Here is a 23,236-nt window from a genome sequence, read left to right as displayed (position 1 = left end):
AATAGTGAAGATAATCGCAATATAATCCAGAAAATTATCAATAATCTGAAAGTTTATTTAAGGTAAACTAGCAAATGTAAGCGTTTTAGTTTATTAATTTAAAAAGTTAAAACTATTTTGAGGGGGAATTAGCATTATATGTTAAAAAAACTTAGGAAACAGAAAAAGTCAAAATTACTAGCCTTTACTCTTACATCTTCATTACTTCTTTCAGGACTCACCTATGATATTGCATCCGCACAGAGTCAAAATCCAACATCCGTACAGCAAGCTCAAACTTCTACTGAACAGACATCAAAGCCATACTTAACAGATGCGTCATCGATTGACAGCGTTATTCAAGCGATGACCCTCGAGGAAAAAGCTAAATTTGTTGTCGGGGTTGGTATGCCTGGATTTGGAAGGCCTCCATTTGATGATGTAGTTGGAGCAGTAGGAGGTACATATGGAATTTCTCGGTTAGGAATCCCTGAACTGCGTTTTGCCGATGGTCCGGCAGGTCTTAGAATCAGACCGACAAGATCAGGGGAAACCCAAACGTATTATGCGACCGCTTTCCCAATCGCAACATCGCTGGCATCCACTTGGGATACAGCAACAGTAGAAGACATTGGTAAAGCTCAGGGAAATGAAGTAAAAGAATATGGTGTCGATATGTTATTAGCACCTGCACTGAATATCCATCGGAATCCATTAAATGGTCGAAACTTCGAATACTATTCAGAGGATCCTTTAATTGCAGGAAAAATGGCTGCGGCGATGGTAAATGGTGTTCAATCCAACGGTGTTGGAGCAACGATCAAGCACTTCGCAGCCAATAACCAAGAAACGAATAGAATGAGCGTTGATACGGTCGTTTCAGAACGAGCATTACGAGAAATTTATCTAAAAGGTTTTGAAATCGCTGTCAAGGAATCCAATCCATGGTCTGTTATGAGTTCCTATAATAAAATAAACGGAACATACGCTTCCCAAAGTGCGGACCTACTAACAACTGTTTTAAGACAGGACTGGGGCTATAAGGGCTTTGTAATGACTGACTGGTTTGGCGGGAACGATCCTGTTGAACAAATGAAAGCACAAAATGACATGATTATGCCGGGTGCGGCAAATCATTCAACTTTAATTAAAACGGCTGTTGAGAATGGAAGTTTAGACGAAAAGGTGCTAGACCGAAATATCAAGAACATTCTGAATGTACTCATCCAAACACCTGAGTTTAAAAAGTACCAAAACACAGACAAGCCTGATTTAGCTGCGCACGCACAAACAGCTCGCAAAGCAGCTGCTGAAGGTATGGTTCTTTTAAAGAATGACAAGATGCCATTACCTATCAGCAAGAATCAAAAGATCACGCTATTTGGTAATACTCAAATCGAAACGGTTAAAGGCGGAACAGGAAGCGGAGATGTGAATGCAGCATACACCACTTCAATTGTAGATGGCTTAAAGAGTGCCGGATACCAGTTAAACCAAACTGAATTAGATAAATATAAAACTTATATTGATGATCTGCGCTCCCAAGACCAATATAAAATTAAACCAAGTCCATGGGGAGAAGATTTTGGTAAGTCAATCCCAGCTATTCCTGAAAAGCCTCTAACAGATGATGAAATTGCTGGAGCTTCTCAGGCCACGGATATCGGTATCATTGTCATTGGCCGAAATTCCGGTGAAGGTGCAGACCGGAAAGATGTAAAAGGAGATTACCAATTAAGCGATGCGGAAAAAGACATGATTTCGAATGTATCAGCAGAATACCATAAGAAGGGCAAAAAAGTAGCGGTTATTTTAAATATTGGCGGACCAATCGAGGTAGACAGCTGGAGGGATGATGTAGACTCGATCCTACTAGCATGGCAGCCTGGTCAAGAAGCAGGTTATGCGGTTGCCGATGTGATTTCCGGTAAAGTCAATCCGTCTGGAAAACTGCCAACTACCTTCCCTGTAAAATATAGTGATGTTGCTTCTGCAAATAGCTTCCCTGGTACACCGGCAAATAATCCAACACAAGTGGTTTATAACGAAGACATTTATGTAGGCTACCGCTACAATACCACGTTCAATGTGAAGCCTGCCTATGAATTTGGTTATGGATTGTCCTATACTGACTTCGAAATTAGTCATGTAAATATTAGTGAGGGCAAGAAGTTTAAAGATACGCTAAAGGTATCAGCTATGGTAGAAAATACAGGAAAACTACCAGGCAGAGAGGTCGTTCAAGTCTATGTTTCCGCCCCGGATGGAAAGCTTGAAAAACCGGCTGTGGAACTCAAAGCTTTTGATAAAACAAAAGAACTTAAGCCTAATCAGCGTCAGCTTCTTCAATTTGAATTAAATGCCAAAGACCTTGCTTCCTTCGATGAAGAGAAAAATGCATGGATTCTTGAAAAAGGAACCTATACTGTAAAAGTTGGTGCATCCTCAGAAGACATTAAAGGAACAGCAACGTTTACGGTAGATCACGATATCGTCGTTGAAAAGGTGAACGAGGCATTAGCTCCCAAAGTGAACATTGAACTGCTTAAAAAATAAATCATAATAAAAAACAGTCCTCATTGATCGTGAATGAGGGCTGTTTTTATTATGAGGTTTCTACTACAGTTTTTTGGAAATGGTAATTAAAGCATTTTCATTTTTTGGAGATTGTCGAAAATTGGTAAGTTCCGTATAATATGCTTAACAATGCTTTGGGATTGGGGATGTTATATGAGCAAATTATCCATCGTTGCCTATACAGTAGGAAGTTTGTTTTTTCTTGTCAGTTGCTCATTTTCAATATTTTACGGATATAAGGTCGTTACCCACCATTTACCTAAAGAGGATAGTGCAGTAAAAAAGTATAACTACCATTTTGTTCTTGTTGCAGAGGAGTTAGATAACGAATATTGGAGGCTTGTTGATGAAGGGGCAAGGGCAGCTGCTAAAAAATACGATGTGCTTTTGGAATATGCTGGACCAAAGCAAGCCAATCTGGAGGATCATTTAAAAACAATTGAAATGTCGGCGGCAGCAAAAGTGGACGGAATCATGACACAGGGATTGAGCGATGACCAATTTAGCCCCCTTATCAACAAGGTCGTAGCAAAGGGAATACCTGTCATTACCGTTGATACAGATACGGCAAATAGCAGAAGGCAGGCTTATATAGGGACAGACAATTATTATTCAGGATTTTTGGCAGGAAAGGCCTTAATTAAAGATACAAAGGGAAATGCAAATGTAGCGATAATTACCGGCAGCTTTACTAAGAATCACCAGATTCAAAGGGTGCGGGGCTTTAAGGATGCCGTTCAATTCGAAAAAGGGATTCATATTATTGCTTTGGAAGAGTCAGAGATTAGCAGGGTGATAGCTGCAGAAAAGGCTAACCAAATCATGCAGGAGCACCCTGAGGTGAATGCATTTTTTGGAACTAGCGCTCTGGACGGCATTGAAATAGCACATGTGGTAGAAAAATATAAAAAGCAGAATCAAATATACATTATTGGATTCGATACACTTCCGGAAACCGTAAAATACATCCGGCAGGGAACCATTAAGGCAACGGTCGTTCAAGAGCCATATGAAATGGGATACGGTGCCGTGGAAATGATGATTCATATTATTGAGGGAAAAAGAGTAGATCCTATCGTCCATACAAATACTCGAATTGCAAGACTAGAGGACCTTCCTGCCGTTGGAATGGGGGGAAGAAAGTGATGTTATTTCGAATCAGATCGAAGCTGCTTTTATATTTTATTGTGCTTGTTGTTCTATTATCTTCTGTCGGCTTCTTTTTTTATAACAGCAGTGAAAAATTAGTAACAGAATATGACGATAGCTTTGAACGATTTCTGTTGTTGAATGATATCTCCCAAAGAACTAATTTAATGACGGAAAAGCTGCATGCTTATATTTTGGAAAAGCAGCCTTCCTATCTAAGAGATCATCAAAAAGAAAAGCTGAAGCTGATCAATGATCAAAACAAACTATATGAAGTGATTCATACAAATGAAATTAATCTCACGAATTACAAAAACATGATCGATAGCTTTATAGACGAAAGTGATGCAACTCTAGGGGCCTTTAAAAAGGATGAGATTAACAAATATTCGAATCATTTTAATGAGGTTTTAAAAATTAATGGTTTTCTTCAAGAAAGCACACTGTCTTTGTTAAATAATAAATTGACAGACTATCAAAAATTATATGGCCAGATGGAGCAGCAAAACCATTATTATAAATTGATGTCCATTTCGCTTTTTGTGGCCGCTTTTTTCCTTAGCACCTTGTTAGCGTTATGGATTTCCGGCGGGATTACGAAGCCGATTAGTCTGCTTTCAAAAGCGGCCAAGGAAATTTCAAAAGGAAATCTATCAGGAGAAGATATAAAAATTACCACAAAGGACGAGTTAAAGCCACTAACGGAAACCTTTAACCAAATGCGCACGAATCTAAGACAATTGGTAAATGAAATTAAACAAAAATCGGAATTGGATAAGCTGTTAAAGGAATTGGAGTTGCGGAGTCTGCAAAATCAAATCAATCCACACTTTTTATTCAATACATTGAATACGGTTTCAAAACTGGCTTATTTAGAGGATGCAGAACAAACGTCCAGATTGATTGAAGCCGTTGCGGCATTACTGCGATACAATCTCGGAGATGTGAATAAGGCCTCAACTCTTCGTGATGAGGTGAGAATTGTCAGTGAGTATTTTTATATTCAAAAAACGAGATTTGGAGAGCGGATCCAATTTATTACAGACATCCAGGAAGACTGTCTGGATATTGAGATTCCGGTTTTAATATTGCAACCACTTATTGAGAACGCCTTCATTCATGGGGTAGAGGAATATGAAGAAAATGCAGAGATCCGCCTGAATGTATACAGACACAATGACAGAATTTACGTGGAAGTTATCGATAACGGGGAAGGTATGAGTGAAGCTACTAAAAAAAGATTTCTTGATTATGTGGAAGGAACAGCAGCAGAAGAATCTTTTGTTCCTGAAAAGTCAAAAGGCCATTCCAATGGGATTGGAGTGAAGAACGTAATTAGAAGGCTTCAACTCTATTACCAGCGAAACGACGTAGTGGAAATTGAATCAGAATTAAAGAAAGGGACCAAGTTTAGACTTACTATTCCTGAGGTAGGTAAAGGGGGACAAGGGATTGTTGAAAATACTTATAGTGGATGACGAAATACTGGAGAGAAAGGCATTAACGAAAATTATTAACAACTCTTCGGATACAGTCAAGGTCATAGGAGAGGCTCCCAATGGAAGAATAGCCATTGAAATGGCTAAAGAACATCAACCTGATATTATGTTTATGGACATAAAAATGCCTGGGGTTGACGGCGTCCAAGCAGTAAAAGCGATTAGAAGATTCGCCCCCGGTATTCGGTTTATCATGGTATCGGCGTTTAATACATTTGAATATGCTAAAGAAGTCATGCAGCAGGGGGTCAAGGAATACATCCTAAAGCCGAGCAGTAAAAAAGATATTCTTGAAAGCCTACACCGTGTGTCGGAGGAAATCGTTGAAGAACGGAAACGTAGAGAAGAGCACGAAAACTTAAGGGAAAATCTTAATCGTGCCGTTTCCATTGCCCAAAAGGAATGGGTCTCATCACTATTGGTAAACCAAGTACAGGACATCACGTTTGATGAGTGGGGACAATTATTGGGTGTTGAAATTACAAGCGGATATATGGAGCTGTTTTCCTTTCAGCCATTACAAGAAAGCGAAATAACTGCAAACGAAAAAAAATCTTGGTATTTGTGGCTCAAGGAAACCGTTAAATCTTTGGTGAAAGAAAAAGAGGCCATTTTTGGCCCGATGACGGACAACCAAGTTCCTGTTTTATTTCTATCCCAAAAAACAATAGAAAAAAGCCAGTTTAAATCCATCGTAAGGTCTAATATCGAACGGCTATTTGTGCTTTTTAATAAAGAATCTTTCAAAGGTCAATTGCGGGTTGGAGTTGGCCGACCTTACCATCATGCACATGAACTGAATCAATCCTACCATGAAGCAGTCTTGGCATTAGAACACCTGCTAAAAAGTCCGAATCAAAGGTACTTTTTTGCGGACAGACAAGATTCAACAGCACGGCCAGATCAATCTGGGATCCTTGAGGTTGAGAAAAAGCTTCTGGATGCTGTCCGGCAGGGAGATGTGAACCAAGTCCTGTTAACTTTCGATTCGTTTGTCACGATGCCTGCGGAAAATAATGAATTAAGTGCTACATTGCTAAAAAAGTCATTTGATGAATTGTTTGTTCTGATTTCACGAATGCTCCATGATTTAGGAATCAACTATCAACAACTACCATCCATTGATGAAACGGAAGAAGTAGTGAAGTTGCTAGAAAAGGGAAAAGCCCATCTGTTGGCGGTAGTCCAGCATGTGCAGGTCTGGCGTAATAATCATGCGAAAGGTATGCTGCATAAAGCAAAGGAATATATCGAAATTCACTATGCCGATTCCCTTACATTGGAACAGGTTGCCGAATATGTGGAACTTAGTCCTTTTTATTTCAGTAAATTATTTAAAGATCGGTTCGGATTGACGTTTATCGATTATTTAACAGAGATAAGGATTTCAAAAGCAATATCGGAAATGGCAGACCCCGGAAAAAGCTTAAAGGAAATCTGCTATTCAATCGGCTATAAAGATCCGAATTATTTTAGCCGTGTTTTTAAAAAGCATACTGGTTTGTCGCCTACTGAATTCCGTAAGGCTTCTGTAAGTTAATAATTTTCCTGCAAGACCAATCCGCAAAATGGGTTGGTCTCTTTTTTTACAAATATTACATTTGAATTGCAAACGTTTGCAAAATAATCTAGATAATCACAAATAAGTGCTAGTGTTTTGAACTATTGCAAAGTTCGGTCTGATGCTAACATAAAGGTAAGGGCTTACATGGAGGCTAAGTTAAGCAGATTAGAGGCTTACAGAGTCTTTACTAAATAGTAAAAGGAGAATGACAACATGTTTAAAAAGAAAAAAGGATTAATTCTATCTTTGACAGTTGCATCTAGTATTCTATTAGCAACAGGCTGCAGTGATTCGACAAGTGGTAAGGATTCTGGATCAGGCAAGGACAACAGTCTTCCAGCAGTTGGTGCAACCATTTACAAATTTGATGACAACTTTATGTCTTATGTGCGCCGTGCAATGGAAACGTCAGCAAAAGACAACGTAAAACTTATGTTGAACGACTCTCAAAACGACCAAGCAAAACAAATTGAACAAGTCGATACTCTTATTGCCAAAGGAGCTAAGTCTCTTGCCATTAACCTAGTGGATCCAAAAGCGGCACAAACGATAATCGACAAAGCGAAACCGAAAAATATTCCAGTAATCTTCTTCAATAAAGAGCCAGATGCCAGCGTTTTAAAAGGCTATGATAAAGCTTACTATGTTGGAACTACCTCTTCAGAATCAGGTGTTCTTCAAGGTCAACTGATTGCTAAGGCTTGGGAAGCTAACAAAGATAAATATGATAAAAACAAAGATGGCAAACTTCAATACGTATTATTAAAAGGTGAGCCAGGACACCCAGATGCAGAAGCACGTACAAAATTTGCAGTGGATACTGTAAAAGAGAAAGGTATCCAAGTAGAAGAATTAGCAATGGATACTGCGATGTGGGATGCAACAAAAGCGACTGAAAAAATGGATGCTTGGTTAGCTAAGTACAGCGATAAGATTGAGTTTGTAATCGCTAATAATGATGGAATGGCACTAGGTGCGGTTGCTTCTCTTGAAAAAGCAGGCTACTTCTCTGGCGACAAGTTTATGCCAGTTGTAGGTGTTGACGCGATTCCAGAAGCACTTGAAATGATTGAAAAAGGCAAAATGGTTGGTACGGTCTTGAACGATGCTAAAAACCAAGGTAAAGCTACAATTGATCTTGCAGCAAATGCAGCAAAGGGTAAAGACGTATTAGATGGAACAGAATGGAAGCTTGACGATAATAAAGCCGTCCGTGTTCCTTACATTGAAATTACAAAAGATAATATCCAAGTTGGTAAGGATGCATACAAATAAGAACTAAATCTAGTCGAAGCGCCTTGTCCAGGGGACGGAATCAGCCCCCTAGGCGCTCTTCGAACGAAGGAAAAGGGTGCGCTTTTCTTTCGTTCGGAGTAAGACTCCGCCTAAAACCGGAGCAGGACACCGTTTTTAAAATAATTCTTATATACAAATTCAAATGAGGCACCCCAAACTGTGTCTTATATCTTCAAATGGTTTAACAAGGAGGTTCGCTCATGTCAGAATCCAGAACTACTAATTTACTTGAAATGCTAAACATAACCAAACGATTCCCTGGGGTACTTGCTTTAAATAATGTGTCCCTTAAAGTAAAGCCCGGGTCGGTACATGCCTTAATGGGCGAAAATGGTGCCGGAAAATCAACACTAATGAAATGCCTATTTGGGATTTATTCAATGGATGAAGGCAAAATCCTTTTTGATGGAAAAGAGGTTTCCTTTGCCAATTCAAAGCAGGCACTTGAAAATGGCGTATCGATGGTGCACCAAGAACTAAATCAGGTCCGTCAACAGAATGTTATGGATAATATCTGGCTAGGCCGTTATCCGAAAAAAGGTATTTTCATAGATGAAAAGAAAATGTATGAGGATACAGCAGCGATTTTTAAAAGTCTTGACATCAATATTGATCCACGCAGTAAGGTGAGTACGCTATCCGTTTCCGAAATGCAGATGGTAGAGATTGCAAAGGCTGTTTCCTACCATTCGAAAATTATTGTTATGGACGAACCTACCTCATCTTTAACAGAGACTGAAGTAAATCATCTCTTTAAAATCATTAAAAGACTGCAAAGTGAAAATGTAGCGATTATCTATATTTCTCACAAAATGGAGGAAATCTTGAAGATTTCCGATGAAGTTACCATCATGCGTGACGGTCAATATATTGCGACCAAAAGCGCGAAAGACCTCACCACTGACGAAATCATCAAACTGATGGTTGGTCGTGACTTATCACAGCGCTTCCCTGCTAAGGCAAACAAGCCAGGGGATATCATTTTGAAAGTCTCTAATCTGACGGCAGAAACACAACCTTCTTTTTCTAATGTAAGTTTTGAACTAAGAAAAGGAGAAATATTAGGGATTGCCGGCTTAGTTGGATCCAAACGGACAGAGGTTGTTGAAGCATTGTTTGGGATAAGGGCGATAACATCAGGAACGATTGAATTAAATGGCAAGGTGGTCAAAAATCATTCGCCGCAGCACGCCATCAAAAACGGCTTTGCCCTTGTTACGGAAGAAAGAAGATCAACAGGGATATTTCCTGATTTGAGTATCAGTTTTAACTCGATTATTTCAAACATGAAGCAATATAAAACTAAAAGTGGGTTCCTATCGGACCGCAAAGTTGCCGACGATACGCAATGGGTGATTGATTCGATGAAAGTAAAAACCCCGTCGCAAAAAACTTCTATCGGCAGTCTTTCAGGCGGTAACCAGCAAAAGGTGATTATTGGACGCTGGCTGCTAACCAAACCGGAAATTTTATTACTTGATGAACCGACACGAGGAATTGACGTTGGGGCGAAGTTCGAAATTTACCAGTTAATTAACGAGTTAGCTGCTGAAGGAAAAGGAATTATTATGATTTCTTCAGAAATGCCGGAACTTCTAGGTGTTTCTGACCGAATTTTAGTTATGAGTAATGGAAAAGCAGCTGGGATTGTCGAAACGGCAACAACATCCCAAGAAGAAATCATGCGCTTAGCAGCTTTGTATTAGGAGGAGATGCAAATGAATAAATCAGCTACACAAAAAGGCAGTATAACCAAATTGTTATTTGATAATGTGATATATGTTTTTTTAATCCTACTTGTCATTGGAATCGTAATTGCTTCTCCTGACTTTCTATCAGTAACCAATCTAATCAATATCTTAAGTCAGTCCTCTTCCCGTATCATTATTGCACTCGGGATGGCAGGAATTCTGATTACCGCTGGTACAGATTTATCCGCTGGACGGATGGTCGGACTTGCAGCCGTTGTGTCTGCATCTATGCTGCAAGCGGGTGATTATGCCTATAAAATGTATCCGAACCTTCCTGAATTGCCACTAATTGTACCAATCTTGATTGCAATGATTGCTACGGGTTTAATTGCAACACTAAATGGTGTGATTGTCGCTAAATTACACGTACCGCCTTTCATTGCCACATTAGGTATGATGATTGGTGTATACGGAATCACTTCGATTTACTTTGACCGCCCGCCATATGGTGCACAGCCAATCGGTGGATTAAGTGAAAAATTTACAACATTTGCCCAACGTGGGATTCCAATTGGATCATATGAACTTCCCTATCTAGTCATTTATGCAATTATAACCACTGCAGTTATCTGGGTTATTTGGAATAAAACACAATTAGGTAAAAACATGTATGCTATCGGTGGTAACCCTGAAGCAGCAAAGGTTTCAGGTGTTAACGTGGCAAGAAACCTGATCATTATCTACATGATTGCCGGTCTATTATATGGCTTCTCTGGTACGCTTGAAGCAGGACGTGTTGGTAGTGCGACAAACAATACAGGAAACATGTACGAACTCGATGCTATCGCAGCCTGCGTAGTCGGTGGTGTATCACTATCCGGTGGTATCGGATCTGTACCAGGCGTCGTAACAGGGGTATTAATATTCCAAATCATCAACTACGGTCTAGCCTTCCTTGGCGTAAGTCCATACATCCAATTCATCGTAAAAGGACTAATCATCGTCGTAGCAGTAGCCTTCGACATGCGTAAACACGCAAAGAAAAAATAAGTTTGCTGGTGTCAGGCACCGTTCGTGGACAGTTGTCCACGAGCGGTGCCTGACACCTTTTTTCATACAAACTATCAAACAAATTGTGTGTGAGATTTTATGTTCTGTCTAATGACAGGGCTTGGCCGTGGTGTATAATGAATATATTGACTGAATATTTACATATCTTACTGAGAGTTAACTTTAGGTCCCATCACTGCTTCATAACAAAAATCAGCAAATTTACGTTTTTATCCTCCATGTGATTTATTAAACCAAATAACATGCACTTAATCTCATTTAAAAAAAGGGGAGTGTTTAATCATGCAGCGACAAAAGTTATTGATTAATGGAGAAAGACTGAAAACGACATTAGAACAATTTGCAAACTTTGGCCGGACAGAAAATAATGGAGTCACAAGGCTTTCGTTATCAAAGGAAGATATTCGGGTAAGAGATTATTTCCGTTCTTGCTGCGAGGAGTTAGGGCTGACAGTCACGGTTGATGACATGGGCTGCATGTATGCGACATTGGCTGGGACTGAAGATAAACCGCCAATTCTTATGGGCTCTCACTTGGATTCGGTGAAAAAAGGCGGCCGTTTCGATGGTGTATTAGGAGTTGTCGCTGGCTTAGAAGTTGTTAGGACATTGGTCGAGAATCAGATTAAACCAAAAATCCCAATAACGATCGTTAATTTTACAAATGAAGAAGGAGCCAGGTTTGAACCATCCATGATGGCATCAGGGGTGCTCTCTGGTAAATTTGATAAGGAAGTTATGTTGAAAAAGGTAGATTCAGAGGGAGTAACCTTTGGTGAGGCTTTAAAGGCAAGCGGATACGAAGGGGAAGTAGAGAATCGGTTGAAAGAGGCGACAGCCCTTTTGGAGCTTCATATTGAACAAGGCCCGATTCTTGAAAAAGAGGCCCTCTCTATCGGTGTTGTCGAATGTGTCGTGGGAATGGCCTGCTATGAGATTGAAGTAACAGGAGAATCTGATCATGCCGGCACCACCCCAATGAATATGAGAAAAGATGCCCTGTTTGCTGCTAATAACTTAATCAATGAAATTCGCAGGCGGTTAGGAGTATTAGATGAAGACTTAGTTTTCACGATTGGCAGGGTAAACGTGTACCCAAGCATCCATACGGTCATTCCAAATAAGGTTGTCTTTACCCTAGAAGCTCGACATAAGGATATGGAAATTGTCCGTACGGTTAAAAACTTTATCGAATCACTCCCGAATTTAACTTCACTTCATGAAGGCTGTGAGGTAAAAACAACAAAATTATGGGAGCGGGACACGGTTTGGTTCGAACCAGAAATCTGTCAGCTATTTGAAGAATCCGCACAGTCACTCGGGTATTCTAATCGAAGAATGGTTTCGGGTGCAGGACATGATGCTCAGTTCATTGCTAACTTCGTGCCTACTGCGATGCTGTTCGTTCCGAGTATTAACGGCAAAAGCCACTGTGAAGAAGAATTGACGACCTGGGAGGATTGCGAGAAGGGGATTAATGTTTTATTGGATACGGTTTTAACCATGATGTCGAAATAGTTAATGGTAGATTTTAAGGAAGACCTTTTCGCGATGCGAAAAGGTCTTTTTTCTATCTAGAAGTATATTGTAAAAAGTGAGATAAAAGTGTAAAATTACACTAAATTATATTTATCGGAAAAACCATCAAAAAGGAGCGGGACATGGAGAAAATAGTAAAGTTCTTATTGTTGTATTTTGGGATCGTACCACTAGTTTTTAGCTTTTTCGCATTCGCAATTATGACTGAGTTTGATAATACTTTGCTTGCCGCACTACCTGGATTAATTGTTGCAGGGTGTTTGACCGGATTCCTAGTAAGCAAGAAGCACTTGAAGCAGGAAAACTTAAAGGACTATCTGGTCCTTATTCTCGTTCCGCTTGCCTATACGGCGGCACTTTGGGCCCTATTTATGTTAATTAGCAAAGGGTTTTACGGAGCGGATGCTTGGTTGGGTTATAGTATTTTTCATTTGGTCTACGCGCCAAACTATTTTATTGCCATGCTTATGGGAGAAGGAAGATTATTTCTGGGGGCCCCATTAGCATACGAGCTTTCCTTTATTTTAGGAGCAGCGCTTGCCGTATTAAAGGTGAGAAAGCTCCCGACCTTCAAGAAAAAGCGCTTGCTGTCAGTGATAATGATATTTATGCTTGGAATCGGTACTGGTGCCGCTGTTCAATGGCATCGCAGTAAAACGGTCCTGCCATCCTATGGATTTGAATATGGAGGAGGATATTCTAGTACAGACCTCTATCCTTATGATGTGAATAATCCAGATAATATCCTGCCGAAGTTGAAAACTGCTTCAACTTTCACGATTAAAAATCCAAGTGAAATGCCTATATTAGATGGAGCAGAAGCTGCGTTCCCGGTTTATTCCGCCTTTGCCAATGCAGCCTATGAAAATATTGAAAAGGTGTATCAAGAATATGGGGAAGTCGTCACCTTTACTAATACCATTTATGCCTATGAGCGGCTTTTAACAGGGGATGTCGATATTTACTTTGGTGCAGAGCCATCAAAAGAACAGCAGCAAATGGCGAAAAAGGCAGGTAAAGAACTGGTCATGACCCCAATAGGGAAGGAAGCGTTTGTCTTCTTCGTCAATCCAGATAATAAGATTGATAACTTAGCTGTTTCAGAGATTAAAGGTATCTACTCTGGAAAAATTAAAAACTGGTCAAAGCTTGGTGGCAAAGATGAGAAAATTATTGCCTTTCAACGTCCAAAAAATTCGGGGAGTCAAACACTTTTAGAGAAAATTATGGGGAATACGCCAATCATGAAGCCTTTAAAAGAAGATGTACCTGAAGGGATGGGCGGGATTATCGAACAGGTAGCCGACTACCGAAACTATGACAATTCAATTGGCTTTTCGTTTCGGTTCTTTGCGACAGGAATGAAGGCCAACACAGACATCAAGCTGTTAGCAATTAATGGGATTGAACCAAGTCCTGAAAACATCGCGAGCGGTAAATACCCATTCACGGCCTCCCTATATGCGATTACAGTAAAGGACAACAAAAAAATGCTATCTATCCAGCCATTCCTGGAATGGATGCAGGGACCACAAAGCCAAGAAATTGTTGAAGAGATTGGCTATATACAAATAACAAAGGATTAGGAAACCATTTACCATGTAACGCAAAAAAGCGAGGAGCACATGAATATGCTCTTCGCTTTCCTATTTCTAATAGTCCGCCTTTTTAGGACTCTTTGAAAATATAGGTTTCGCCAAGAATTTCTTTCAGTTCATAAGAATTGGATGGAAGCTCTTTTTGGATGTATGAGTTTACATCAACAGGTTCCAGGTCATACAATACCTCGATTTCCTTTGCGAATAGTAACCGTTCTTTTTCAAGTATTTTCGTAAGTGACGGAGGTGTCTGTGCTTTAATTGATTCAGTTCCTTCTAATATCTGTTCAAGCCCCTTAATATAGTATTCTAGTGGGCGTGATCCTACGATTTTGACCCCTTTATTCTCTTCGTTTACCATAATGACCGTTGGGAATCCGCGCACACCAAGGCTTCTAGCAAGTGCAAAGTCTTGATTCAAAAGTTCGTGGCCGTCTGAAAGACCGGATTCTCTCACAACTTGTTCCCCATCTAGACCAATTTGATTAACAATGTTAATTAATACCTGCTCATCCCCGATGTTTTGATTAAAGGCAAAAACCGCTTCCCTCGCCCGGCGTAAAAAAGTACGTGCCAGTTGTTCATCTTTTTGTTGAACCCTTTTAAACACACGTGAGGGAGTAAATGAGGATTGAACTGGATTATCAAGCCATAATGTCCCATCAATTGGCATCCGGGAGTACTCTCCTACTTCTCGCCAGTGTCCAGCAACATCTGAAGGGCTGCCGATGCCATTGGCCACGTCAGCAAATCCATCCCAACTTTCAAGCAATCCGCCCATCACTGTATGCAAGTCAAAATAATGTCCAAATTGTTCTTCAAATTTACGTAATACGGGTTCAAGCGCCCAGCAGTGAGAGCAGATGGGATCCGTTATATAATAAAGAGAAATTTTCTTTTGGGGTTTGTTCAAATCTATTGTCTCAATTACGTTATCCCCTGCTTCTCCGCATACACCTGTTTCTAAGTCGCAAACCATTTTGTTAGTCATAGAGTGTCCTCTCTTCCTTATTGTTTTTTATAATTCTGTGCCCATTGCTGGATCGGGCCAAGTGCTGATGTCAAGGCTCTCCCTTTTTCGGTAAGTAGATACGAAATATGGACGGGTGTTCCTGCTGTCACTTTTTTTTCAATTAACCCGAACTCCGCCAACTCATTCAGTTTTATTGAAAGGGCCCGTGGTGTAATATCTGATAAATCTCGTTTGATTTCTGAAAAATGAGCTTGACCGTTAGGGCAGAGGGAAAGGTAATGAATAATTAATCCATTCCACTTTTTACCTAATATTTCAAATGAATACTCCAAATAAGGGCAAATTTCCAATATACACACCTCAATCATATGCTTTAAGTATATATGATATAAAAAATATATCAAGTATAAAAAGTATACTTTATTTTTTCTAAGTAACTACCATTTCCAGTTTACCCTTGCAAACCTTTTATTGGCATATCTCTAGCGTTTTAAACGTATTAGAATAATTTCCAAAAATACGGAAAATTCCGCTTTTGCGGAATTGAAATAGTCATTAATTTCCGGAATTCCGGAATTAAAAATCCAAACGAAGGCGATTATTGGTTACATAGTTTTAATTTAGTATAATAATTGTGTGATAATATTGAAAATTAATATTTTTAAAAATTCACGTGCTAGCCTTGGCATGGAACTTGCATTTACTAAAAATGAACTTCAGTTTGTAATCGCTTTCCTGAGGTATCTGGGCTTATACTAAACTTACAAGGGGGATTTAAATGCAATTATTTATTATTCTTTTATCGCTTGGGCTATTAATGTTTGTTGCCTACCGAGGTTTTTCAGTTATCTTATTTGCTCCAATCTGTGCACTTTTAGCTGTTTTACTTGTAGACCCAAGCCACGTATTACCGTTCTTTTCCGGAGTGTTTATGGAAAAAATGGTCGGATTTATTAAATCGTACTTCCCGGTTTTCTTATTAGGAGCGATTTTTGGTAAAGTGGTTGAAATGTCAGGGATTGCAGAATCCATTGCTAAGACAATTGTCCGCTGGCTTGGTGCAAAACGTGCGATGCTAACCATCGTATTATTAGGCGCAATTTTAACCTATAGCGGTGTAAGTTTATTTGTAGCTGTTTTCGCTATTTACCCGTTTGCTGCTCAAATGTTCAGGGAAGCTAATATCCCGAAGCGTTTAATCCCTGGGACGATTGCGCTTGGTGCCTTCACATTCACAATGGATGCCCTGCCGGGAACACCGCAAATTCAAAACGTTATTCCAATTCAATTCTTTAAAACAAATATTTATGCTGCTCCAACTCTTGGAATTATTGGTGCTATTTTTGTCTTAGGCCTAGGGCTCTTATATCTTGAAACACGTAGGAAAAAGGCAGCAAAAGCAGGAGAAGGGTACTTTGGGTTTGGAACAGAGAATGCGGCGGCATTGGCTGAAGCCAATCAAAAGGAAACAGCGGTTCCAGATTTAACATCTCAACAGTCTGTTTTAAAACAAGTTATGGCGTTTGTACCGCTCATCTTAGTAGGGGTTACCAATAAACTGTTCATCACATACATTCCAAAATGGTATCCGAACGGTTTTGATTTTTCTGCAATTGGTCTAAAAGCGTATGTAGTAGATGTTCCGACTGTTGCCGCGATTTGGGCAATTGAAATGGCTCTAGTCGTTGGGATTATTACATCACTTGCTTTTGATTGGAAGCGAGTAAAGGTAAACTTTAAAGAAGGATTAAACCTAAGTATTGCCGGAGCCTTACTTGCCACCATGAACACAGGAGCAGAATACGGTTTTGGAGGGGTTATTGCTGCTCTCCCTGGATTTACAAAAATCAGTGATGGAATTTCCAGCACCTTTACAAATCCGCTCGTTAACGGTGCGGTTACAACTAGTTCCCTTGCAGGGATTACTGGATCTGCCTCGGGTGGTATGGGAATTGCATTAGGCGCGATGGCTGATAAATACAATCAAGCAATTGCAGCAGCGAACATTCCACCAGAAGTCATGCACCGTGTTGTTGCCATGGCATCGGGTGGAATGGATACACTTCCACACAACGGTGCTGTTATTACATTACTCGCTGTAACTGGATTAACACACAAGCAATCATATCGCGACATTTTCGCTGTTACAATCATTAAAACAGTGGCTGTTTTCTTTGTTATCGGTCTCTACACTTTATTTGGGATTATTTAATGGCGATCCAAATTTAGAATCATAGTTTTTTAGTTATTAAGGAGGATGCTCGGATGAGCAAGGCATTAGAAGGAAAAACAGCATTTATTACCGGGTCTGCTAGTGGGATTGGATTAGAAATTGCAAAGACCTTTGCAGAGGAAGGTGCAAAAGTAGTCATCTCTGATTTAAATGCCAGTAAGAGTGAAGAAGTGGCTTCCGAACTAAGGGAGCAAGGATTTGAAGCACTAGCAGCCCCATGTGATGTAACAGACGAGGAAGCATTTAAAAATAGTCTTGAGTCTGCTTATCAAACCTTTGGGAGCATTGATATTTTAGTCAATAATGCAGGAATGCAATATGTTTCACCAATTGAAGAGTTTCCTACTGAAAAATTTGAATTACTGGTCAAAATCATGTTAACGGGTCCCTTCATCGGGATTAAAAATGTGTTCCCAATCATGAAGAAACAAGGCTTTGGAAGAGTCATCAATATGGCTTCCATTAATGGTGTCATTGGGTTTGCTGGTAAGGCAGCCTACAATAGTGCCAAGCACGGTGTCATTGGTTTAACCAAGGTTGCTGCATTGGAAGGCGCAGCCGATGGAATTACCGTCAATGCTCTATGTCCCGGTTACGTCGATACGCCGCTTGTCAGAAACCAATTAGGAGATTTGGCTAAGACAAGAAATGTCAGCCTAGATCGGGTCATTGAAGAAGTACTCTTCCCGCTGGTTCCGCAAAGGAGGCTATTATCGGTATCAGAAATTGCTGATTATGCTGTCTTTCTAGCAAGCGATAAAGGAAGAGGCGTTACCGGCCAAGCGGTCATTCTAGATGGAGGCTACACGGCTCAATAATGTAAGGCGGAATCCTATTCGAGTATTCGAATAGGATTTTCAAATTGTATGAGAAAAAATCTAGTTTCTAAAGTAAAGAATCCGTTTGGTATAATGGTTATATCAAAACGGTAAAGGTGGGAAAAGAATGTATCCTGGTTTTGAGAGGATTCCTAATAATTGGTACGAGCAAATTATTAATCTAATAGCGGAACGAATTGTCGTGGTAGATCACGAAGGGATTATTCTTTATATAAATGAGGCATATTGCGAGTTTTTAGGAACTACCGTGAAAGATGCCGTTCACCGGCCTGTACAGGATGTCATTCAAAACTCGCGTATGCACATCGTCGCCAAGACAGGGCAAAAAGAGCTTGCTGCTCTTCATCCCATCAATGGCAGTGAAATGATTGCTAATCGTCTTCCAATAATTGAGGATGGAAAAGTTGTCGGTGCGGTGGGAACGGTCATGTTTCGCACACCAGAAGAATGGCGAATGTATAAAACGAAAATACAGGGACTTGTTGAAGAATTAAAATATTATAAAACAAAAGCTGAAAAAGAGCTAACAAGTAAATACCATTTCAACCATTTAATTGGGAATAGCGCTGCGTTTATAGCAACTAAAAAACTGGCAGAAAGAATTTCCGAAAGCAACTCATCCGTTTTATTGATCGGGGAGTCAGGTACTGGAAAGGAATTATTTGCACATGCCATTCATAATAGCAGCATGCGTGCCTCCTTGCCTTTTATTGCAATCAACTGTGCGTCAATACCAGAACATTTATTAGAATCGGAACTGTTTGGTTATGAAGATGGTGCATTTACAGGGGCAAAGAAAGGCGGCAAAAAGGGTCAGTTCGAAATTGCTAATAATGGGACACTATTTCTAGATGAAATTGGAGACATGCCACTTTCGATGCAAAGTAAGCTTTTAAGGGTCTTGCAGGAAAAAGAGGTGCAGCGGGTTGGTGGACAGAAGTCAATAGCTGTAGATGTCCGCATTATCGCCGCTACACACCGTGATTTAGAGAAGTTGGTGGAGGAAGGAACATTTCGTCAGGATTTGTACTATCGATTAAATGTCATCAAAATAGATATCCCCCCTCTTAGAGAACGAAAAGAGGATATTCCGCTTATTTCCCAAAATTTATTGAAAAAATTAGAGGGGAAATTTTATCGTAAAGGGATCGAGTTGTCTGCTTCCGTAAAAGTAAGACTAATGCAGCATTCGTGGCCAGGAAACATCCGGGAACTTGAGAATGTATTAGAACGGTCCATCAATGTCTTAGATGGAAAAACAATTGAAGTTGCCCATCTGCCATTATACTTGCGTGACATGGAGCTGGAGACGAATCATGATAGTTCAGACGAGAATAATCAACCAGCTATGAAAGCGGCATTACCAGTTACATCATTAAGAGAAACACTTGCTGCGGCGGAAAAGGAAGCAATGATAAATGCATTAAACGTAACGAATGGCAATAAGCAAGAAGCTGCTAAACTACTTGAAATTGGGAAAACTAGTTTTTATGAAAAGTGCAAATTGTACGCTATTAAATAGTAACAATTCCCCTGTGTAAACGAGATATTATTCCCTTTTTTGAAAGCGTATTATTACTATGGTAATAGTCACGACTCTAGTTTATGATAAGAGGGAATATTTCGAAAACAGTTAGATTGGGTGGAAGCATAATGATCCTGTTAGACTATATTTTTAATCTTGCAATTTTTTCACTACTGGTTAGTACACCTTTAGTCATCTCCTCATTCATTAAGCATAAGCCATTTAAACTAGCTCGCTTCTGGACGTCTGTATATGCGGGGGTAGTTTCCGTACTGCTCGTTATACTGTCATTCCAGCAGCAAGGCTATTCATACGATATCAGGTATGCCCCTATTATACTCATGTTTGTGTACCTCGGGCCACTCGCAGGATTAATTACTGGACTGTTTTCATTACTCGCAAGACTGTGGACAAGCGGTCAATGGGAACCAGTTCTTATTGGCTGGGGATTGATGATGTTTGTTTTCTCAATTATTTACTTCTATACTAAATACTTAACGGTTATCAAAAAAATCATCATATTTTTTGCTGGCTATTCTGTGATTTATGGGATTATGGTCTTTACTTTTAAGATATTTATTGATAACCCTATCTTTCATTTACAATATTTGTTATTTGTGATGTTAGGGGTGATCATTGGCGCATTACTGATTGAGTCTTATGAAAAGCTGCATAGATTAAATAATAGGTTAACAGATATGTATAGGATGGTAGAGGCAAGTGAAGCAAAATACCGCCTTATCGCTGAGAATACTTCAGACCTGATCATTGTATTAAATGAAGAACTGTCAATTATATACGCATCTCCTTCACATGAGAGTATTATAGGGTATCAATGCTGTGAACTAGAAAAAATGGAAAAATACCAATTAATACATAGGGATGAAGTGGACTTGTTTAAAAATACGATAAAGTTGATGTTTGAAAATAAAGAATCGCAATCCATTGAATTGCGGATGATGCACAAAGACGGAAGATGGCTTCATTTCGAGTCACACTGTGTGCCTGTTAAGGGTGAAGAGGGGATTGTCGAAAAAATCGTGATTATTAGCAGGGATATTTCAGAACGTAAGCAAGCAGAAGAAATTCTACTTCGGTCGGAGAAACTATCGATCGTTGGGGAGTTAGCGGCAGGGGTCGCCCATGAAATAAGAAATCCACTTACTACCATAAAAGGTTTCATGCAACTTAATAAAAGAGGGGATAATTCGATTGATGACCTGCTGCTTAGCGAATTAAATCGGATTGAAACCATTACCAGCCAACTGCTAACTTTAGGGAAACCGCAAGCAGTTCAATTAGACCGGACGAATATCCTTGAATTAATTAAAGATACGCTTGAACTTCTAGCCCCTGAGGCATTGATGAGTAATATCCAAATGAAGCTGGATTTTGAAGAATCCTCCTACTATATTACCTGTGAAAAAAATCAATTAAAGCAGGTCTTCCTAAATATCTTAAAGAATGCGATGGAAGCAATGAAAGAAGGGGGAGAAATTCTTGTCCGCCTTCGCAAGGGGCCAGATGATGAATGTATTATTTCTGTTCAGGATCAGGGATGCGGGATTCCGGAAGAATTACTTCCTCGATTAGGAGAACCATTTTATACATTGAAAGAAAAAGGCACAGGCCTTGGCCTAATGATTAGCCATAAAATCATTAAACAACACCATGGCAGCATTACATTTAGCAGTAAACAAAAGGCAGGAACCAACGTTGAAATAAAACTCCCATCAGCAAGTTGAGAATTGGGTGTCAATTGAGTGTACAATTGGGTGTCAGGCACCACCCGTGGACATTTGTCCACGGGTGGTGCCTGACACCTTTTTACGCTTCCGCTTTTGGATGTTCATATTCAATTCATATATTCTTTGTATAATGCAGTCTGTATTAGTAAAAGAAATTTAAGTGTGTTTTTGATAGAGAGGATGTAAATGATTATGTCAGATGTGAAGAACGAAAAGGGCTGGCGGCAGTTTATTCGATTGGTTCAACATACCAAACCGTCTAAAGTGCTCTTGGGTATTGCTCTTTTATTAAGTGTAGGAACCACCTTGGTGGGGCTGTTTGTCCCATTGTTCACCAAAAATCTTATCAATGATTTTTCTCTTAGCTCGTTAAGCACAGGAAGAATCATTCTTCTAGTTTGCGCACTCATCATTCAAGCCGTTGCAAGCGGGATATCCATCTATTTATTAAATCATATCGGCCAATCGGTTGTGGCCGGGATTCGAGACCGTTTATGGAGGAAACTGCTCGTTTTACCTATTCCGTTCTATGATGAAAATCAAACAGGAGAAACGGTCAGCCGAATGACCAATGATACAGCAGTGGTGAAAGGTTTAATAACTGACCATCTTGCCAATTTTCTATCAGGGACCATTTCTATCATTGGCTCGATTATTGTCTTACTGCTATTGGATTGGAAGATGGCTTTGTTAATGTTTATTGCCTTGCCGCTTGCAGCAGTCATTTTAATGACACTTGGTAGAAGGATGCATCAGGTGTCCAAAGGGATGCAAACCGAAACTGCACATTTTACCTCCGTCATTCAGCAAGTATTATCCGAAATACGCCTAGTCAAAGCTTCGAATGCGGAAGAAATCGAATATAAGAATGGTAAAAACGGTATTACGAAGTTGTTTCAATATGGGTTGAAAGAGGCAAAAATTCAAGCGCTGATTTCTCCGTTGATTGGTTTAGTAATCATGGTATTACTAGTCGTCATTCTAGGATTTGGTGGAATGAGAGTATCTTCAGGTGCATTAATGGCGGGTGATTTAGTTGCTTTTATCATGTATCTTTTTCAAATCGTCATGCCGATGGGGCAATTAGCCGCCTTCTTTACTCAATTTCAAAAGGCAACCGGTGCGACCGAACGAATTATCGCCATCATTGATATGAATGAGGAACAAGATGATTCCAGGAAAGATGTCCATAATATGAATCAATCCATAAAGGTTGAGCGGCTGCATTACTCATATAAAAATGGGGAATCCGTGCTAAAAGATATCAGTTTTTCCGTAGAGGCAGGCAAGGTAACCGCAATTGTTGGTCCAAGTGGCAGCGGAAAAACGACACTGTTCTCATTATTGGAGCGGTATTATCAGCCGCAGCAAGGAACGATTCGTCTTGGAGAGGAGCCTATTAATGACTTCTCACTGTTTTCTTGGAGAAGTCAAATTGGCTATGTATCACAGGAAAGCCCGATCGTTGCAGGAACCATTCGCGATAATATATGTTATGGAATGGAAAAACAGGTAGCCGAGGGCGATTTAAGAAGGGTTGCGAAAATGGCCTTTGCCGATCAATTTATTGCCGAGCTGCCGAATGGATATGATACAGAAGTGGGCGAAAGAGGGGTTAAATTATCGGGTGGTCAACGTCAAAGAATTGCAATAGCTCGTGCCTTTCTGAGGGACCCAAAACTATTGATGTTAGATGAAGCGACCTCTAGTCTTGATAGCAAATCTGAAAAAGTAGTCCAACAGGCATTACAGAATTTAATGAAGGGACGGACCACACTCGTGATTGCGCATCGTTTGTCCACCGTCATTGATTCTGATCAAATTATCTTTTTGGATAAGGGGAAAATAACCGGCAGCGGCACGCATGAACAACTAGTCCAAACTCACTCCTTATATCGTGAATTTGCCGAACAGCAATTACGAATCAGCGAACTTGCTTAATAAGTGGAAAGGGA

Annotated in this window: 16 protein-coding genes; 14 read left to right on the top strand and 2 right to left on the bottom strand. The window is 39.9% G+C overall.

What is annotated here, in order from left to right; all coding sequences use genetic code 11:
- The first annotated feature begins 138 nt into the window (after positions 1 to 138).
- The 9 genes from BR30_RS32850 to BR30_RS0108190 all read left to right on the top strand — a co-directional run bounded on the left by BR30_RS32850 (position 139) and on the right by BR30_RS0108190 (position 13,951).
- Positions 139 to 2,535 carry a beta-glucosidase gene (locus BR30_RS32850; protein ID WP_051633516.1) on the top strand — a complete coding sequence of 799 codons (2,397 nt, stop codon included), beginning with the start codon at positions 139 to 141 and terminating at the stop codon, positions 2,533 to 2,535.
- Positions 2,536 to 2,709: 174 nt separating this feature from the next.
- The gene (locus BR30_RS0108225) at positions 2,710 to 3,702 is read left to right on the top strand and encodes a sugar-binding protein (protein WP_051633515.1); all 993 of its coding nucleotides are present in this window, start codon (positions 2,710 to 2,712) and stop codon (positions 3,700 to 3,702) included.
- Complete coding sequence (locus BR30_RS0108220) at positions 3,702 to 5,183, top strand: sensor histidine kinase (protein WP_026564610.1); 1,482 nt, start codon at positions 3,702 to 3,704, stop codon at positions 5,181 to 5,183. Before BR30_RS0108225 ends, BR30_RS0108220 begins: the two co-directional genes overlap by 1 nt.
- Positions 5,158 to 6,744, top strand: coding sequence for a response regulator (locus tag BR30_RS0108215; protein ID WP_051633514.1), 1,587 nt, complete (start codon positions 5,158 to 5,160; stop codon positions 6,742 to 6,744). The genes BR30_RS0108220 and BR30_RS0108215 overlap by 26 nt, the downstream gene beginning before the upstream one ends.
- A gap of 237 nt (positions 6,745 to 6,981) precedes the next feature.
- A complete protein-coding gene (gene mglB / locus BR30_RS0108210; protein ID WP_026564608.1) occupies positions 6,982 to 8,043 on the top strand; it encodes a galactose/glucose ABC transporter substrate-binding protein MglB in 1,062 nt (353 codons plus the stop codon).
- A 221-nt stretch (positions 8,044 to 8,264) separates the two neighbouring features.
- Positions 8,265 to 9,770, top strand: coding sequence for a galactose/methyl galactoside ABC transporter ATP-binding protein MglA (mglA, locus tag BR30_RS0108205; protein WP_026564607.1), 1,506 nt, complete (start codon positions 8,265 to 8,267; stop codon positions 9,768 to 9,770).
- 12 nt (positions 9,771 to 9,782) lie between these two features.
- On the top strand, positions 9,783 to 10,805 hold the full coding sequence (mglC, locus tag BR30_RS0108200; protein WP_035445234.1) for a galactose/methyl galactoside ABC transporter permease MglC: 1,023 nt from the start codon (positions 9,783 to 9,785) through the stop codon (positions 10,803 to 10,805).
- A gap of 303 nt (positions 10,806 to 11,108) precedes the next feature.
- Positions 11,109 to 12,344: a Zn-dependent hydrolase gene (locus BR30_RS0108195; RefSeq protein ID WP_026564605.1), complete on the top strand. Its 1,236-nt coding sequence runs from the start codon at positions 11,109 to 11,111 to the stop codon at positions 12,342 to 12,344.
- Positions 12,345 to 12,487: 143 nt separating this feature from the next.
- Positions 12,488 to 13,951, top strand: a complete 1,464-nt coding sequence (locus BR30_RS0108190) for a PstS family phosphate ABC transporter substrate-binding protein (RefSeq protein WP_035445232.1) — start codon at positions 12,488 to 12,490, stop codon at positions 13,949 to 13,951.
- Between the two features lie 82 nt (positions 13,952 to 14,033).
- Here BR30_RS0108190 and BR30_RS0108185 read toward each other — a convergent pair whose 3' ends face one another.
- Positions 14,034 to 14,954, bottom strand: a complete 921-nt coding sequence (locus tag BR30_RS0108185; protein WP_026564603.1) for a DsbA family protein — start codon at positions 14,952 to 14,954, stop codon at positions 14,034 to 14,036.
- A gap of 17 nt (positions 14,955 to 14,971) precedes the next feature.
- Positions 14,972 to 15,286 carry a winged helix-turn-helix transcriptional regulator gene (locus BR30_RS0108180; protein WP_026564602.1) on the bottom strand — a complete coding sequence of 105 codons (315 nt, stop codon included), beginning with the start codon at positions 15,284 to 15,286 and terminating at the stop codon, positions 14,972 to 14,974.
- A gap of 428 nt (positions 15,287 to 15,714) precedes the next feature.
- On the opposite strand from BR30_RS0108180, the gene BR30_RS0108175 reads away from it, so the two are divergent.
- The 5 genes from BR30_RS0108175 to BR30_RS0108155 all read left to right on the top strand — a co-directional run bounded on the left by BR30_RS0108175 (position 15,715) and on the right by BR30_RS0108155 (position 23,222).
- Positions 15,715 to 17,148, top strand: coding sequence for a GntP family permease (locus BR30_RS0108175; RefSeq protein WP_026564601.1), 1,434 nt, complete (start codon positions 15,715 to 15,717; stop codon positions 17,146 to 17,148).
- Positions 17,149 to 17,201: 53 nt separating this feature from the next.
- On the top strand, positions 17,202 to 17,987 hold the full coding sequence (locus BR30_RS0108170) for a 3-hydroxybutyrate dehydrogenase (protein WP_026564600.1): 786 nt from the start codon (positions 17,202 to 17,204) through the stop codon (positions 17,985 to 17,987).
- Between the two features lie 127 nt (positions 17,988 to 18,114).
- Positions 18,115 to 19,530 carry a sigma-54 interaction domain-containing protein gene (locus BR30_RS0108165; protein ID WP_026564599.1) on the top strand — a complete coding sequence of 472 codons (1,416 nt, stop codon included), beginning with the start codon at positions 18,115 to 18,117 and terminating at the stop codon, positions 19,528 to 19,530.
- Between the two features lie 131 nt (positions 19,531 to 19,661).
- Positions 19,662 to 21,278 (top strand): ATP-binding protein, encoded by a 1,617-nt coding sequence (locus BR30_RS0108160; RefSeq protein WP_026564598.1) that lies wholly within the window; start codon positions 19,662 to 19,664, stop codon positions 21,276 to 21,278.
- A gap of 189 nt (positions 21,279 to 21,467) precedes the next feature.
- Positions 21,468 to 23,222: an ABC transporter ATP-binding protein gene (locus BR30_RS0108155; protein WP_035445230.1), complete on the top strand. Its 1,755-nt coding sequence runs from the start codon at positions 21,468 to 21,470 to the stop codon at positions 23,220 to 23,222.
- The last annotated feature ends 14 nt before the right edge of the window (positions 23,223 to 23,236 follow it).

Source organism: Bacillus sp. UNC41MFS5 (assembly GCF_000686805.1).
This window is presented reverse-complemented; position numbering and strand designations above follow the sequence as displayed.